Below are 13,451 nucleotides of genomic sequence, written 5' to 3' on the forward strand. Positions count from 1 at the left end.
ACGCGGACGACCCTCGCAGCCAGACGATCGGCGTGCCGTCGCGGTGTCAGAGGACGACGACGGCGCGGGCGGTGAGGGTGCCGGCGGCCAGGTGGGCGTAGGCCTCGCCGGCGTCCTGGAACGAGAACTCCTGGACCTGGTTGCGGATCAGGCCGGCCGAGGCGAGGGCGATCACCTCCTGGGCGTCGGCGATCGACGAGCCCTGGAAGGTGAACACTTCGCCGTCGGCGGGCAGGGTGCCGAACCACGGCCGGCTCAGGCTGCCGCCGGCCGAGCCGATCAGTCCGTACGCACCGCCGGGCCGGACCGCCCTGATGCCGGCGGCAATGGTCTCGTCGGTGCCGACGAAGTCCAGGACGACGTCGGCGCTCCCGGTCAGCGACGTCGTCGCCTCGTGGGCCCCGACCGATCGGGCGTACGCCAGGCGCGGCTCGGAGATGTCGACGGCCACCACCCGGGCGCCGGTCAGGATCCGCAGGAACTGGACCGCGAACGCACCCAGCCCGCCCGCGCCCACCACCACGGCGGTGCCGCCGGGCGCGACGCGGGGCCGGGCTCGCCGCACCGCGTGATACGCGGTGGCGCCCGCGTCGGTCAGCGGGCCGGCGTGCCGCGGATCCAGGTCGCCCAGGGGCAGCACGCCGCGCCGGTCGGCGACCACGTACTCGGCCAGGCCGCCGTCGTGGCCGTAGCCGCGCCCGGCCAGGCCGCGCGGGCAGGCGTTGTCCATGCCGCGGACGCAGAGCCGGCAGGTGCCGCACGAGGTGGGCGAGACCAGCGCCACCGGTGTCCCGTCGGGCAGCCGGCCGGCCGTCTCGTGGCCCAGCGTGAACGGCATCGACCAGCCGAGCCGAACGCCTGCCGCCTGCGGCATCCGGCGCATGGTGAGGTCGGAGCGGCACAGCCCGCACCCGGCGACCCGGACCAGCACCTGCCCCGGCCCGGGTGCCGGCTCCGGCACCTCGCAGTGTTCCGGCGGGGCACCCCAGCTGGTCATCCGATAGGCGCGCATGATTCTCAGACTGGAACACGTTCCACTGATATTCAAGTGCTCGGTTGCCCTGGAGTTAGAACGCGTTCTAGCATGAGTCGTGTTTACTCAGCCGTTCGCCGACGCCGTCGCACAGGCCGAACGCATCGTCGCCGAAGCCCCGCACATCCGCGGCGAGCAGGACCTGATCGAGGGCTACGACTATCTCGCCGGCGGCATCCGGGCCTCGATCCAGATGGCCTGGGCCTACGACCGCGATTTCCCCTACTTCGTGCGCTCCACCGGGCCGTACACGAAAATGGGTCTGGATAATCCGGACACCCTCTACTTCCATGCGTGGCTGCGCGACGACGCCGAATATGTGGTGACCGGCCGCCGGGGCAGCACCACCGACCTGAGCTTCCAGATCCTCGACGGCTCCTACTCGCCGGTCAACGTCCCGGGCAGCCTCGCCGCCTTCGACGACCGGGAGATCGGCATCGCCGCCGACGGCAGCTTCGAGATCCGTTTCGGACCGGGCCTGACCGGCCGCAACGCGTTCCCGCTGGCGCCCGGCTCGGTCATGCTCGTGGTGCGCGAGGTGTTCAGCGACTGGTCGAGCGAACGACCCGGGATGCTGCGCATCCATCGGGCCGATCGGCTCGGCGCCGGGCCCGCGCCGCTCACCCGGGAAATTCTTGCCCGGCGGTACGCCGTGGCGGGCAAGATGCTCGTCGGACGCGTGCGCACGTTCCTCGCGTTCGCCGAGCGTTTCTACCTGAACCTGCCGGTCAACACGCTCACCACGCCGCGGCCGACGCCCGGCGGCTTGGCCACGCAGTACTCGTCGGCCGGGCACTACGAGCTGGACGACGAGCAGGCCATGGTGGTCACCGTCCCGGTCTCCGACGCCCCCTACCAGGGCCTCCAACTCGGCTCGATGTGGTACGTCTCGCTGGACTACCACCATCACCAGACCAGCCTCACCGTGCCGCAGGCGCGCGTCGACCCGGACGGCATGATCCGGTACGTGATCAGCGAGCGCGACCCCGGCGTGGCGAACTGGATCGAGCGCACCGGCCACGACCGCGGCTACGTGCAACTGCGCTGGCAGCGGCTGTCCCGCGCGCTGACCGAGGCCGACGGTCCCCGGGTGGATGTGGTCGCCGTCGACGACCTGCCCAAGCAACTGCCCTACTACGAGCCGATCGGCCCGGAGTCGTGGCGGGAGCGGATCGCCGCCCGGCAGGCCGCCACCGCGGCCCGGATGCTGGGCTGACGCGTGCTCACCGACAAGGTGGTGCTGGTCGCCGGAGTGGGCCCCGGCCTGGGCCGGGCGCTCGCGGTGCGGGCCGCCCGGCACGGCGCCGACGTGGTGCTCGCCGCCCGCACCGAGTCCTACCTGACCGAGGTGGCGGGGAAGGTCACCGCGGCCGGCCGCCGTGCGCTGGCCGTGCCGGCCGACCTCACCGACGACGACTCCAGCGCGGCTCTCGTGCGGGCCGCGCTCGACGAGTTCGGCCGGGTCGACGGCCTGGTCAACAACGCGTTCGCGATGCCACCGATGCGCAGCCTCGGCAAGGTCGACCTGGACGACCTGCGGTCGGGCTTCGACGTCAACGTGCTCGCCGCGCTCCGGCTGACCCGGCTGCTCACCCCGGCGCTGGTCGAGAGCGGCGGCGCGGTCGTGATGGTCAACTCGGCGGTGCTGCGGCACTCACGACGTCCGTTCGGGCCGTACAAGCTCGCCAAGGCCGGGCTGCTCGCGGTCGCGCAGAACCTGGCGAGCGAGCTCGGCCCGCGCGGCGTGCGGGTCAACTCGGTCGCGCCCGGCTGGATCTGGGCGGACAGCCTGCGCATGTGGTTCGACCATCAGGCCGCGCAGCGCGAGGTGCCGCCGCAACAGATCTACGACGAGATCGCCGCCACCACCGACCTGCGCCGGCTGCCCGAGCCGGACGAGGTGGCCGACGCCGTGCTGTTCCTGCTCTCCGGGCTGGCCCGGGGCATCACCGGCCAGTGCCTGGACGTGAACTGCGGCGAGTTCCACCACTAGGGAGGATCATGCCCAGCGCGCGGACCGACGTCGGCACCGTCGACGACCTGCACGCCTCGGCGTCCCGGCTCACCGGACTCGACGACTTCGGCTCGGACGGGTACCGCGAGGGGCTGGGGGTGCTGCTCGAGGCGTACGCGCAAGAATCGCGTCTGACCCCGGACGGCAGCAAGATGACCAGGGGCATGTTGCGCGCGGCTCTGGTCTCACGGCTGCTCAGCGAGGCGGCCTGGAAGCAGTTCCCGGAGCATGCCGGCGTCCCGATCCCGCGGCCGGTGTTCGTCACCGGGCTGCCGCGCACCGGCACCACCGCGCTGCATCGGCTGCTCACCGCCGATCCCGCGCACCAGGGCCCGGAGCTGTGGCTGACCGAGGCGCCGCAACCGCGGCCGCCGCGCGCGACGTGGGACGAGAACCCGGTCTACGCGATGCTGCGGGAGGGGTACGAGCGGGCCGACCCGGCGCTGCTGGGGGCACACTACATCGCGGCCGACCAGGTCGAGGAGTGCTGGCGGCTGCTGCGCCAGTCGATGACGTCGGTGTCGTTCGAATGCCTGGCGCACCTCCCGTCGTACTCGTCGTGGCTGGCCGGCCACGATTGGACCGCCGCGTATCGACGGCATCGGCGCAACCTCCAGCTGATCGGCCTGCACGACCGGGACCGCCGCTGGGTGCTGAAGAACCCCAGCCACCTGTTCGCCCTGGACGCACTGCTCGCCGTGTACCCGGACGCCGTGGTGATCCAGACGCACCGCGCGCCGCGGACCGTGATCGCATCGGTGTGCAGCCTGAACGCGCGGGCCTCGGCCGGGTGGTCGACGACGTTCCGCGGGGAGGCGCTCGGGCGGGCGCAGCTCGCGCTCTGGTCCCGGGGGCTGCGCACGTTCGCGGCCGACCGCGCGCGGCACGACCCGGCGCACTTCGTCGACGTCGACTACGACGACCTCGTCGCGGACCCGCTGGGGACGGCCGGGATCGTCTACGACCGGCTGGGGGCGCCCCTGACCGCGGCGGCCCGCGCCGCCATGACCTCGTCGCAGGCCTCGCCGAGAGGGCCGGCGCATCGGTACGACCTGGCCGACTTCGGGCTGACCGTGGCCGAGGTGGACGCCGCTTTCAGGTGAACTGGCCACTTCACCTCGCCGGCTCAGGTGAAGTGGCCGATCACCTCGTCGGCGAAGCGGCGCAGGCCGTCGCGCTTGGCGGCCAGGTCGCCGTCGAAGCCGGTGCCGTAGAAACGCCACGGGACCACGATCGCGTCGGTGACGCCGGCCTCGGCCTGCTGGCGGAAGCCGTCCAGGCCGAAACGGTCGATGCAGACCGCCTGGATCTCGAAGGGCCGGTCGGCGCGACCGTACTCGGCACGCAGGTGGGCCAGGCGGTCGATCGTCGCGCGCAGGTCGTCGAAGCGCATCATCGCCGAGGACCAGCCGTCGCCGACCCGGGCGGCACGGCGCAGCGCCACGTCGGCGTGGCCGCCGACGTAGATCGGGACCGGCTCGGCCGGGGCGGGGCTCATCTGGAGGCGGCCGAACTCGAAGTGCTTCCCGTGGTACTCCACCATGCCGCCGCCGAGGATCAGTCTCAGCACCTCGATCGCCTCGTCACCGCGCGCGCCACGGTCCTCGAACGGGGCGCCGCACCACAGCGACTCCTCCGGTGACCAGCCGAGCCCGACGCCGAGGCCGAAGCGGTTGCCGGTCAGATGGGCCACCGAGCCGACCTGGCGGGCCAGCAGCACCGGGTTGCGCGGGCCGAGCTTGAGCACCTGCGTGTAGAACCGGATGCGGGTGGTGGCCGCGCCGAGCGCGGCGGCCGTCACCAGCGGGTCCGACCAGGGCGTCCCGGCGTTCCAGAAACGGCTTCCATCCGGGGTGTACGGGTATTTCGCACTGACCTCCTCGGAGTAGAAGAGCGAGTCGGGCAGGGCGATGGACGCGAAGCCGCACTCCTCGGCGGTCCGCGCCAGATCGATGAGCTGGTCGAGGGGGCTGAGCGCGATGCCGAGGCTGAACTTCATCCTCAAACTGTAACGTGTTCTAGATTCCGCGGGAAGGTGTCCGCCAGCGCCAGCAACTGCCGGGTCGCGCCACCCAGCAGGAACTCGTGGTGCTTCGCGGCCAGGAAGTAGCGGTGCAGCGGGTACTCGACGTCGAGGCCCACGCCGCCGTGCACGTGGACCGCGGTGTGCAGGACGCGGTGACCGGCCTCGGCCGCCCAGAAGCCGGCCGTGGCGACCTCGGCCGGGCCGGGCGACCAGGCCGCCTGCCACAGGGCCAGCCGCAGGGCCTCGACGTCGATGTGCGCGTCGGCGAGCCGCTGCGAGACCGCCTGGAAGGAGCCGATCGGGCGGCCGAACTGGATCCGGGACCGGGCATACTCCGCGGTCATCTCCAGGGCCCGCTCGACCACGCCGAGCTGGGCCGCGCAGGCGCCGACCGTGGCCCGCGCGGCGAGCCAGCCGGCCGCGCCGGCCAGCCGTTCCGGCCCCAGCATGACGTCCGGCCCGTCCGGGACCAGGACGAGGGCGGCCGGGATCGGGGCGCCCGCCGCCGGCGCCACGGTCAGCACCAGCTTTCCCTGCCCGGCCGGGACGGCCCAGGTGGCGACCTGCTCGTCGGTGCCGAACCGGGCGATCGCCGACGCGGCGGCCACGATCGACGGGAGGAACGGCACGGTGGCGGCGGCGCGGCCCAGCTCGATCAGGATCGCGCATTGCTCGATCAGCCCGTACCCCTCGCCGCCCTTGTCCTCGGGAAGTGTCGCGGAGAGCACGCCGGCCTCGGCCAGCGCCGGCCACAACGGACGACCGGAGGCCGCCAGGTCACGGGTGAGCGCGGCCAGCTCGCGCGCCTCCTCGCCGATCGTGAAGTCCATCGGGCCTCCTAACGTCTGACCGGCAGGCCGAGCGCGCCGGCCGCGATGATGTCGCGCTGCACCTCGTTGGCGCCGCCGCCGAAGGTGAGGATCAACGAGGCGCGGTGCATCCGCTCGATCCGGCCCTGCAACAGGGCGCCGGGCGAGCCCCCGCGGATCGTCGCGGCCGGGCCGAGCACCTCCATCAGCAGCCGGTACGCCTCGACGGCGAGCTCGGTGCCGTACACCTTGCCGGCCGAGGCACGCACCGCCGCGGGCGGGCCGTCACCGCCGGCGGCCACCCGCCAGTTCAGCAGTTTGAGCACCTCGGTCTTGGCGTGCACCCGGGCCAGGTGCAGCCGCACCCACTCGCGCTCGATCGCCCCGGTCTCCGCGGCCCACGCGGTCACCTCGTCGAGCGCGCGGCGCAGCGGAGCGGCCGAGGTGAGCGCGACCCGCTCGTGGTTGAGCTGATCGGTGATCAGGCGCCAGCCCTCGTTCTCGGCGCCGACCCGCGCCGAGACGGGCACGCGCACGTCGTTGTAGTACGTGGCGCTGGTGGTCGGGCCGGCCACGGTACGCACCGGCGTCCACGAGAAGCCGGCGGCGTCGGTCGGCACCACCAGGATCGACAGCCCCCGGTGCCGGGGCGCGTCCGGGTCGGTGCGGCAGGCCAGCCAGACGTAGTCCGCGTACCGGATCAGGCTGGTCCACATCTTCTGGCCGTTGATCACGTAGTCGTCGCCGTCCCGGACCGCCCGGGTGCGCAGCGCCGCGAGGTCGGTGCCGGCGTCCGGCTCGGAGTAGCCGATCGAGAAGTGCGCCTCGCCCGCCGCGATCCGCGGAAGCAGCTCGGCCCGCTGCTGCTCGGAGCCGTGCCGGGCGATGGTCGGCCCGACCGTGTAGATGGTCAGGAACGGCACCGGCACCCCGGCCATGGCCGCCTCGTCGGCGAAGATGAGCTGGTCCACCCGGGACCGCCCACCACCGCCGTGCTCGACCGGCCAGCCCAGCGCCAGCCAGCCGTCCCGGCCCAGGCGGCGCACCACCGCGCGGTAGGCCTCGCCGTCGCCGTACTCGCCGTCCCCCTGCTCGCCGTCGCCGCCGGTGAGCGCCGCGCGCAACTCCGGCGTCAGCAGAGCGGCGAAGTACGCCCGCAGCTCTTGGCGCAGCCTCTCCTGGTCCGGTGTGTATCCCACGTGCATTGCGGCCGCCCGGGGTCGTAGATTAGAACAGGTTCTAGTACAGTCCATCCGGCGGAGAGGCGTCAACCGTGGAAACGGCCTACTTGGCGGCGGCGGCCCGTTCCGCGGTCGGCAGACGTGGTGGCGGCCTGTCCGGGGTGCACCCGGCCGACCTGGCCGGGCAGGTCATCGCGGCGCTGCTCGACCGCGCCGGCGTCGACCCGGGCGCGGTGGACGACGTGGTGCTGGGCTGCGTCGACACGCTCGGGCCGCAGTCCGGCGACATCGCGCGGACCGCCTGGCTCGCGGCCGGCCTGCCCGACCACGTGCCCGGGGTGACCGTCGACCGGCAGTGCGGGTCCGGCCAGCAGGCCGTGCACTTCGCGGCGCAGGCCGTCATGAGCGGCACGGCCGATCTGGTCGTGGCCGGTGGGGTGCAGAGCATGAGCCGGGTGCCGATCGGCAGCGCGATGCGGCCCGACGGGCCGTACCGGGGATCCGCCGGCTGGGCGGCCCGCTACGGCGACCAGGAGATCGACCAGTTCCGCAGTGCCGACGACATCGCCGCCACCTGGGACCTGAGCCGCGCCGAGCTGGAGGAGTGGGCCCTGACCAGCCATCGGCGGGCGATCCGGGCGATCGACGAGGGCCGGTTCCGGGCCGAGATCGTGCCGCTCCCGGAAACCGGCGCCGACGAGGGCCCGCGCCGGGACACCACCGCCGCGCGGATGGCCGGACTGCCCCCGCTGCGGCCCGGCGGCGTCACCACGGCCGCCACCTCCAGCCAGCTCGCCGACGGCGCCGCGGCCCTGCTCGTCGCGTCCGCCCGGGCCCTGCACGAGCACGGCCTGCGGCCGCGGGCCGCCATCCGGCACCTCTCCGCACGCGGTGGCGACCCGGTGCTGATGCTCACCGCGCCGATCGAGGCGACCGCGCACGCCCTCGCCCGGGCCGGCCTGGGAGTCGCCGACATCGACCGTTTCGAGGTCAACGAGGCGTTCGCCAGCGTGCTGCTCGCCTGGCTGCGCGAGACCGGCGCCGACCCGGCCCGGGTCAACGTGAACGGCGGCGCGATCGCGCTGGGCCACCCGCTCGGCGCGACCGGCGCCCGCCTGATGACCGGCCTGCTCCACGAGCTGGAGCGGTGCGGCGGGCGCTACGGCCTGCTGACCATGTGCGAGGGCGGCGGCCAGGCCAACGTCACCGTCATAGAACGTCTCTGAGGCGGGTCAGGGTCTCGTCGGCCTCGGACAGCAGGTCGGCCATGACGGCGGCGACCGGGCGGACCTCGTTCATCCGGCCGACGATCTGGCCGACCGGCATCGGCACCACGGTCGGGTCGCCGGACTCCATCAGGCGGGTGTGCGCCTCGGCCACCAGCAGGTTCTGCAGCGGCATCGGCAGCGGGCCGGGCGCCTGCGCGGCGCTCCAGGCGTCGGTCCAGCGGTTGCGTAGCAGCCGGGCCGGCTTGCCGGAGTAGATCCGGCTGCGGACGGTGTCCGAGGAGCGGGCCTTGAGCAGGGCCTCCCGCAGCGCCGGCGTGCTCTGGTACTCGGCGGTGCCGAGCCAGACCGAGCCCATCCAGACGCCGCGCGCGCCGAGTGCGAGGGCCGCCGCGATCTGCCGGCCGCTGCCGATGCCGCCGGCGGCGAGCACCGGCACGCCCGCCCCGACCGCGTCGACCACCTCCGGCACCAGGACCATGCTGGCGATCTCGCCGGTGTGGCCGCCGGCCTCGTAGCCCTGGGCCACCACGATGTCGACTCCGGCCGCGACGTGGCCGCGGGCGTGATCGGCGCGGCCGGCCAGCGCGGCGACCGGCACACCGTGCTCGTGGGCCTGGGCGATCACGTCCGGCGGCGGCGGGCCGAGCGCGTTGGCGATCAGCCGGATTGGGTGGTTCAGCGCCACCTCGACGTGGGAGCGGGCCACCGAGTGCAGCCAGCCGAGCACGCCGGCCCTTCGCTCCGCGCCGACGCCCAGCGGTGGGACGCCGAGGCGCAGCAGGGTCCGCTCGACGAAGTCGCGGTGGCCCTCCGGGATCAGCCGGTCGAGGTCGGCGGCCACGCCCTCGGCCGGCTCACGGCTGGGCATGACGACGTCGACGCCGTACGGGAGACCCTGGGTTTGATCGTCCAGCCAGGTGAGGACGGAGTCGAGCTCGTCGGCGTCGTTGAACCGCACGCAGCCGAGAACGCCGAGGCCGCCGGCCCGGCTGATCGCCGCGACCACCTGCTCGGACGGGCTGAAACCGACCACCGGGTGCTCGATGCCGAGACGTTCGCACAGGTCAGTCCGCATGGCTGGCCTCCTCGGCCGGGTGCTCGGCGGCATGCTGGTGGGCCCAGCGGTAGTCCGCCTTGCCGCTGATCGTGCGGTGGATCTCGTCGACCACCCAGACCGCGCGGGGCACCTTGTAGCCGGCGATCCGCTCGCGCAGGTGCTCCTCGACGCCGGCCAGGTCCGGTTTCGCGCCGGGCCGGGCCTGCACGAGCGCGGCCACCCGCTGCCCGAGCCGCTCGTCGGCGAGGCCGATGACCAGGGCGTCGAAGATGTCGGGGTGCTCCTTCAGCGCGCCCTCGACCTCCTCCGGGAAGACCTTCTCGCCGCCGGTGTTCACGCAGGTGCTGCCGCGGCCGAGCAGGGTGATGGTGCCGTCCTCCTCGAGCCGGGCGAAGTCGCCGGGGAACGCGTGGCGCACGCCGTCGACCTCGGTGAGCAGGGCGGCGGTCTTCTCCGGATCCTTGTAGTAGCCGAGCGGGAGGTAACCGCTCTTGGCGAGCCGGCCGACCCCGCCCGGCGGCACCGGACGGTTGTCGGCGCCCAGCACGACGGTGGTGGGGCCGGGCATGACCCGCGGGTCCTCGACGGCGCCGCCGGGCACGTCGGCGACCACGCCGAGACCGGTGAATCCGGTCTCGGAGGCGCCTATCGCGTCGGTGACCAGCACGTCCGGCAGCAGTTCGAGGTATTGCCGCTTGACCGCCGGGGAGAACAGTGCGCCGCTGGAGTTGACCGCGCCCAGCGAGGAGCCGTCGTAGCGGCCGGAGGCGTACGCCTCGATGATCGGGCGGGCCATCGCGTCGCCGATCAGCACCATCCCGTTGACCCGGCGCCGCTCGATGACGCGCCAGACCTCGTCCGGGTCGAAGTGCGGCAGCATCACCACGGTGTCGCCGGCGAACAGCGTCATCAGCGCGGCCCACTGCGCGTTGCCGTGGATCAGCGGGGCCAGGCAGAGCCGGGTCATGCCATCCGTGCCGGCGCCGCGCCGGGACTGCTCCCACTCGTCTTCCAGCGGAATGCCGGTCATGAAGTCGACGCCGCCGCCGAGGGCGCGCCACACGTCCTCGTGCCGCCAGAGCACGCCCTTGGGGTAGCCGGTGGTGCCGCCGGTGTAGAGCAGGTAGATGTCGTCGCCGGAGCGCTCGCCGAAGCTCCGGGCGGGGTCGCCGGCGGCCAGCGCGTCCGCGTAGGGGACGCCGTCGGCTGGTCCGTCGTGGCCGTCCGGCAGCACCACCACGGTGTGCACACCGGCCGTCGAGGGCAGCACCGCGGCGACCCGGGGCGCGAAGCGGCGGTCGTGGACCAGCGCGGACAGCTCGGCGTCGGCGAAGAGGAAATGTAACTCGTTCTCGACGTACCGGAAGTTGACGTTCACCATCGCGGCACGCAGCTTGTAGATGGCGATCATGGCCACCACGGCCTCGATCGAGTTGCCCGCGTACAGGCCGACGTGGTCACCCTCCCGTACGCCGTGATCATGCAGGAAGTGCGCCAGCCGGTTGGCTCGCTCCTCCAGCTCGGCGTAGCTGATCTCCTGCTCGCCGAAGCACAGCGCGATCCGCTCGCCGAAGGTGTCGGCCGCATGCTCGAACAGGTCCGCAATATTTGCCGCCATCACCAGAAAGTAGAACCTGTTATCGTTCGTGGCAAGCTCTTCCGGAGGAGACACTGTGGAACCGCACGCGATCGTCGAGCAACGCGGACCGATCCTGATCGTCACGATGAACCGGCCGCGGGTCCGCAACGCGCTCTCCGCCGAGATGATGGCGATCATGCGCGACGCCTGGGACCGGGTCGACGGCGATCCGTCGATCCGGGTGGCCGTGCTCACCGGGGCGGGCGGCGCGTTCTGCGCGGGCGCCGACCTGAAGGCGATGACCCGGTCACACCCGGGCGACACCGTCGACGGCGCCGACCTGTCCCGGATCGACGCGCTGCTCAAGGGCCGGCGGCTGAGCAAGCCCCTCGTCGCCGCGGTGGAGGGGCCGGCGGTCGCCGGCGGCACCGAGATCCTCCAGGCCACCGACGTCCGCGTGGCCGGGGAAAGCGCGCGGTTCGCGGTGTCCGAGGCGCGCTGGGGCCTGTTCCCGCTCGGGGGATCCGCGGTGCGGCTGGTACGGCAGATCCCGTACACCATCGCGGTCGACATGCTCGTCACCGGCCGCCAGCTGAGCGCCCGTGAGGCCAGGGAGGCCGGCCTGATCGGTCACGTGGTGCCGGACGGCCAGGCACTCGACAAGGCGCTCACGCTCGCCGAGGCGATCGCGGCGAACGGGCCGGTCGCGGTGCAGGCCATCCTGCGCACCATCCGCGAGACCGAGGGGCTGGCCGAGAATGACGCTTTCGCCGTCGAGTCGAAGATCGGGATGGCGGTGTTCCGCAGCGAGGACGCCAAGGAGGGCCCGCGGGCGTTCATCGAGAGGCGGGCCCCTCGGTTCAAGGGACGCTGACGCGGGCGCTCCCGGCCCGGGCCGCGCGTCAGATGGCCCGTTCCCGGCCGGCCCAGTAGGGGTCGCGGAGCAGGCGCTTGTAGAGCTTGCCGTTCGGGTCCCGGGGCAGCTCGCCGACGTAGTCCACGGTGCGCGGCAATTTGAATCGGGCCAGCCGGCCGGCCAGGAAGCTCAGCAGCTGGGCGGTCAGTTCGGGGCCGGGGGTCGCGTCCGGTGACGGCTGGACCACGGCCTTGATCTCCTCGCCCCACTCGTCGTGCGGGACCCCGAAGACCGCGACATCCGCGACCGCCGGGTGGGTGGCCAGCTCGTTCTCGATCTCGGCCGGGTACACGTTCACGCCACCGGTGATGATCACGTCGCTCTTGCGGTCGCAGAGGTAGAGGTAGCCGTCGTCGTCCAGGTAGCCGATGTCGCCGACCGTGAACATGCGCCCTCGCCAGGACTGGCGGGTCTTCTCGGCGTCGCCGAGGTATTCGAACGTGGCGTCGCCCATCTGCAGGTAGACCGTGCCGGGCTGACCGGCCGGGGAGTCCTCCCCGGCCGCGTCGAGGATCCGGATCCGGGAGCCGGGCCAGGCCTGCCCGACCGAGCCGGGCCGCTTCAGCCAGTCGGCGGCGGTGATCAGGGTGCCGCCGCCCTCGCTGGCCGCGTAGTACTCGACCACCACCGGGCCCCACCACTCCAGCATCCGGCGTTTGACCTCGTGCGGGCACGGCGCGGCGCCGTGGATCATCACCCGCATCGAGCTCAGGTCGTAGCCGTCCCGCACCGGGGAGGGCAGCGCCAGCAGGCGACGGAACTGGGTGGGCACCATGTGGCTGTGGGTGACCCGGTGGCGTTCGATGAGCCGGAGCATCTCCTCCGGGTCCCACCGGTCCATCACCACGACCGGGTGCCCGAACTGCAGCGAGATCACCGCGAAGTTCATCACCGCCGTGTGGTAGAGCGGCGAGCAGCACAGATGCACGTGCCCGTCGAAAGGCGAAAGACCGAAAAGACCGAAGAACCACAGCGACACCGGGGGTACGACGTCAGGGTCGGCCCCGGTCAGCGGCCGGCGCACGCCCTTGGGCCGCCCGGACGTGCCGGACGTGTAGACCATCAGCGCTCCGGACGTCCGTGGTGCGGGCCGGCCGGACCCGCCGTCGCCCAACGCCGCGAGCGGGCCGAAGCCGGCGACCGCGCCCACCGCGAACCGGGCGGGCACCCCGGCCTCCGCCGCGGCGGCGACCGCGGCCGGCGCGAAGCGCTCGTGGGCGACGAACGCCTTCGCACCGCTGTCGCGCAGGATGTACGCGACCTCCGCCGCCGTCAGGTGCCAGTTCAGCGGCACCGAGTAGAGGCCGGTCTGCAGCGTCGCGAACTCGACCGCGAGCAGGTCGGCGCCGTTGGGCAGCAGCATCGCCACGGTGTCGCCCGGGACCAGGCCGGACTCCTGGAGGCCGCGCCCGATCCGGTCGGCCCGGGCGGCCAGCTCGCCGTACGTGACGGTGTGCCCGTCCGGGTCGACGACCGCGAGCCGCTCCGGGTCCCGGCCCGCGATGTTCCACAGTCCGACGTCACTCATGGACAATATTCTATAACGCGTTCCAGTTCTGGAACAGGCGCTGGGCAGCGCACTTGATTGGCCGAGTTAGAACGTGTTT

Annotated in this window: 12 protein-coding genes; 5 read left to right on the plus strand and 7 right to left on the minus strand. The window is 73.0% G+C overall.

All coding sequences use genetic code 11. The features are described from left to right. Positions 1 to 46: 46 nt before the first annotated feature. Positions 47 to 1,012 (minus strand): alcohol dehydrogenase catalytic domain-containing protein, encoded by a 966-nt coding sequence (locus tag L3i22_RS41655; RefSeq protein ID WP_255657567.1) that lies wholly within the window; start codon positions 1,010 to 1,012, stop codon positions 47 to 49. Between the two features lie 79 nt (positions 1,013 to 1,091). Here L3i22_RS41655 and L3i22_RS41660 point away from each other — a divergent pair, with 79 nt between their 5' ends. The 3 genes from L3i22_RS41660 to L3i22_RS41670 are packed head-to-tail and all read left to right on the plus strand — an operon-like array spanning position 1,092 to position 4,150. Then, on the plus strand, positions 1,092 to 2,249 hold the full coding sequence (locus tag L3i22_RS41660) for a hypothetical protein (RefSeq protein ID WP_221322940.1): 1,158 nt from the start codon (positions 1,092 to 1,094) through the stop codon (positions 2,247 to 2,249). A 3-nt stretch (positions 2,250 to 2,252) separates the two neighbouring features. Further along, positions 2,253 to 3,026: an SDR family oxidoreductase gene (locus L3i22_RS41665; RefSeq protein ID WP_221322941.1), complete on the plus strand. Its 774-nt coding sequence runs from the start codon at positions 2,253 to 2,255 to the stop codon at positions 3,024 to 3,026. An 8-nt stretch (positions 3,027 to 3,034) separates the two neighbouring features. Then, positions 3,035 to 4,150, plus strand: a complete 1,116-nt coding sequence (locus tag L3i22_RS41670) for a sulfotransferase (protein ID WP_221322942.1) — start codon at positions 3,035 to 3,037, stop codon at positions 4,148 to 4,150. A 23-nt stretch (positions 4,151 to 4,173) separates the two neighbouring features. Here L3i22_RS41670 and L3i22_RS41675 read toward each other — a convergent pair whose 3' ends face one another. Genes L3i22_RS41675 through L3i22_RS41685 form a run of 3 tightly spaced genes read right to left on the minus strand, consistent with a single transcriptional unit; the run spans position 4,174 to position 7,087 of the window. After that, entirely contained in the window at positions 4,174 to 5,046 is an 873-nt protein-coding gene (locus tag L3i22_RS41675) for a TIGR03619 family F420-dependent LLM class oxidoreductase (protein WP_221322943.1), read from the minus strand. Between the two features lie 2 nt (positions 5,047 to 5,048). Then, positions 5,049 to 5,903: an acyl-CoA dehydrogenase family protein gene (locus L3i22_RS41680; RefSeq protein WP_221322944.1), complete on the minus strand. Its 855-nt coding sequence runs from the start codon at positions 5,901 to 5,903 to the stop codon at positions 5,049 to 5,051. An 8-nt stretch (positions 5,904 to 5,911) separates the two neighbouring features. Continuing rightward, complete coding sequence (locus tag L3i22_RS41685) at positions 5,912 to 7,087, minus strand: acyl-CoA dehydrogenase family protein (RefSeq protein WP_221322945.1); 1,176 nt, start codon at positions 7,085 to 7,087, stop codon at positions 5,912 to 5,914. Positions 7,088 to 7,155: 68 nt separating this feature from the next. On the opposite strand from L3i22_RS41685, the gene L3i22_RS41690 reads away from it, so the two are divergent. After that, positions 7,156 to 8,289 carry an acetyl-CoA C-acetyltransferase gene (locus L3i22_RS41690; protein ID WP_221322946.1) on the plus strand — a complete coding sequence of 378 codons (1,134 nt, stop codon included), beginning with the start codon at positions 7,156 to 7,158 and terminating at the stop codon, positions 8,287 to 8,289. On the opposite strand, the gene L3i22_RS41695 is transcribed toward L3i22_RS41690, so the two are convergent. Together L3i22_RS41695 and L3i22_RS41700 are read right to left on the minus strand one after the other, a co-directional pair. Then, positions 8,273 to 9,367 (minus strand): nitronate monooxygenase family protein, encoded by a 1,095-nt coding sequence (locus L3i22_RS41695; RefSeq protein ID WP_221322947.1) that lies wholly within the window; start codon positions 9,365 to 9,367, stop codon positions 8,273 to 8,275. The two genes, L3i22_RS41690 and L3i22_RS41695, sit on opposite strands and share 17 nt — an antisense overlap. Beyond that, positions 9,357 to 10,967: an acyl-CoA synthetase gene (locus L3i22_RS41700; RefSeq protein ID WP_221322948.1), complete on the minus strand. Its 1,611-nt coding sequence runs from the start codon at positions 10,965 to 10,967 to the stop codon at positions 9,357 to 9,359. Before L3i22_RS41700 ends, L3i22_RS41695 begins: the two co-directional genes overlap by 11 nt. Before the next feature lie 55 nt (positions 10,968 to 11,022). On the opposite strand from L3i22_RS41700, the gene L3i22_RS41705 reads away from it, so the two are divergent. Continuing rightward, the gene (locus tag L3i22_RS41705; RefSeq protein ID WP_221322949.1) at positions 11,023 to 11,802 is read left to right on the plus strand and encodes a crotonase/enoyl-CoA hydratase family protein; all 780 of its coding nucleotides are present in this window, start codon (positions 11,023 to 11,025) and stop codon (positions 11,800 to 11,802) included. Positions 11,803 to 11,830: 28 nt separating this feature from the next. Here the strand turns inward: L3i22_RS41705 and L3i22_RS41710 are convergent, their stop codons facing one another. Then, positions 11,831 to 13,372, minus strand: coding sequence for an acyl-CoA synthetase (locus L3i22_RS41710; RefSeq protein WP_221322950.1), 1,542 nt, complete (start codon positions 13,370 to 13,372; stop codon positions 11,831 to 11,833). Positions 13,373 to 13,451 lie beyond the last annotated feature (79 nt).

This window comes from Actinoplanes sp. L3-i22, from assembly GCF_019704555.1.
Classification (GTDB): Bacteria; Actinomycetota; Actinomycetes; order Mycobacteriales; family Micromonosporaceae; genus Actinoplanes.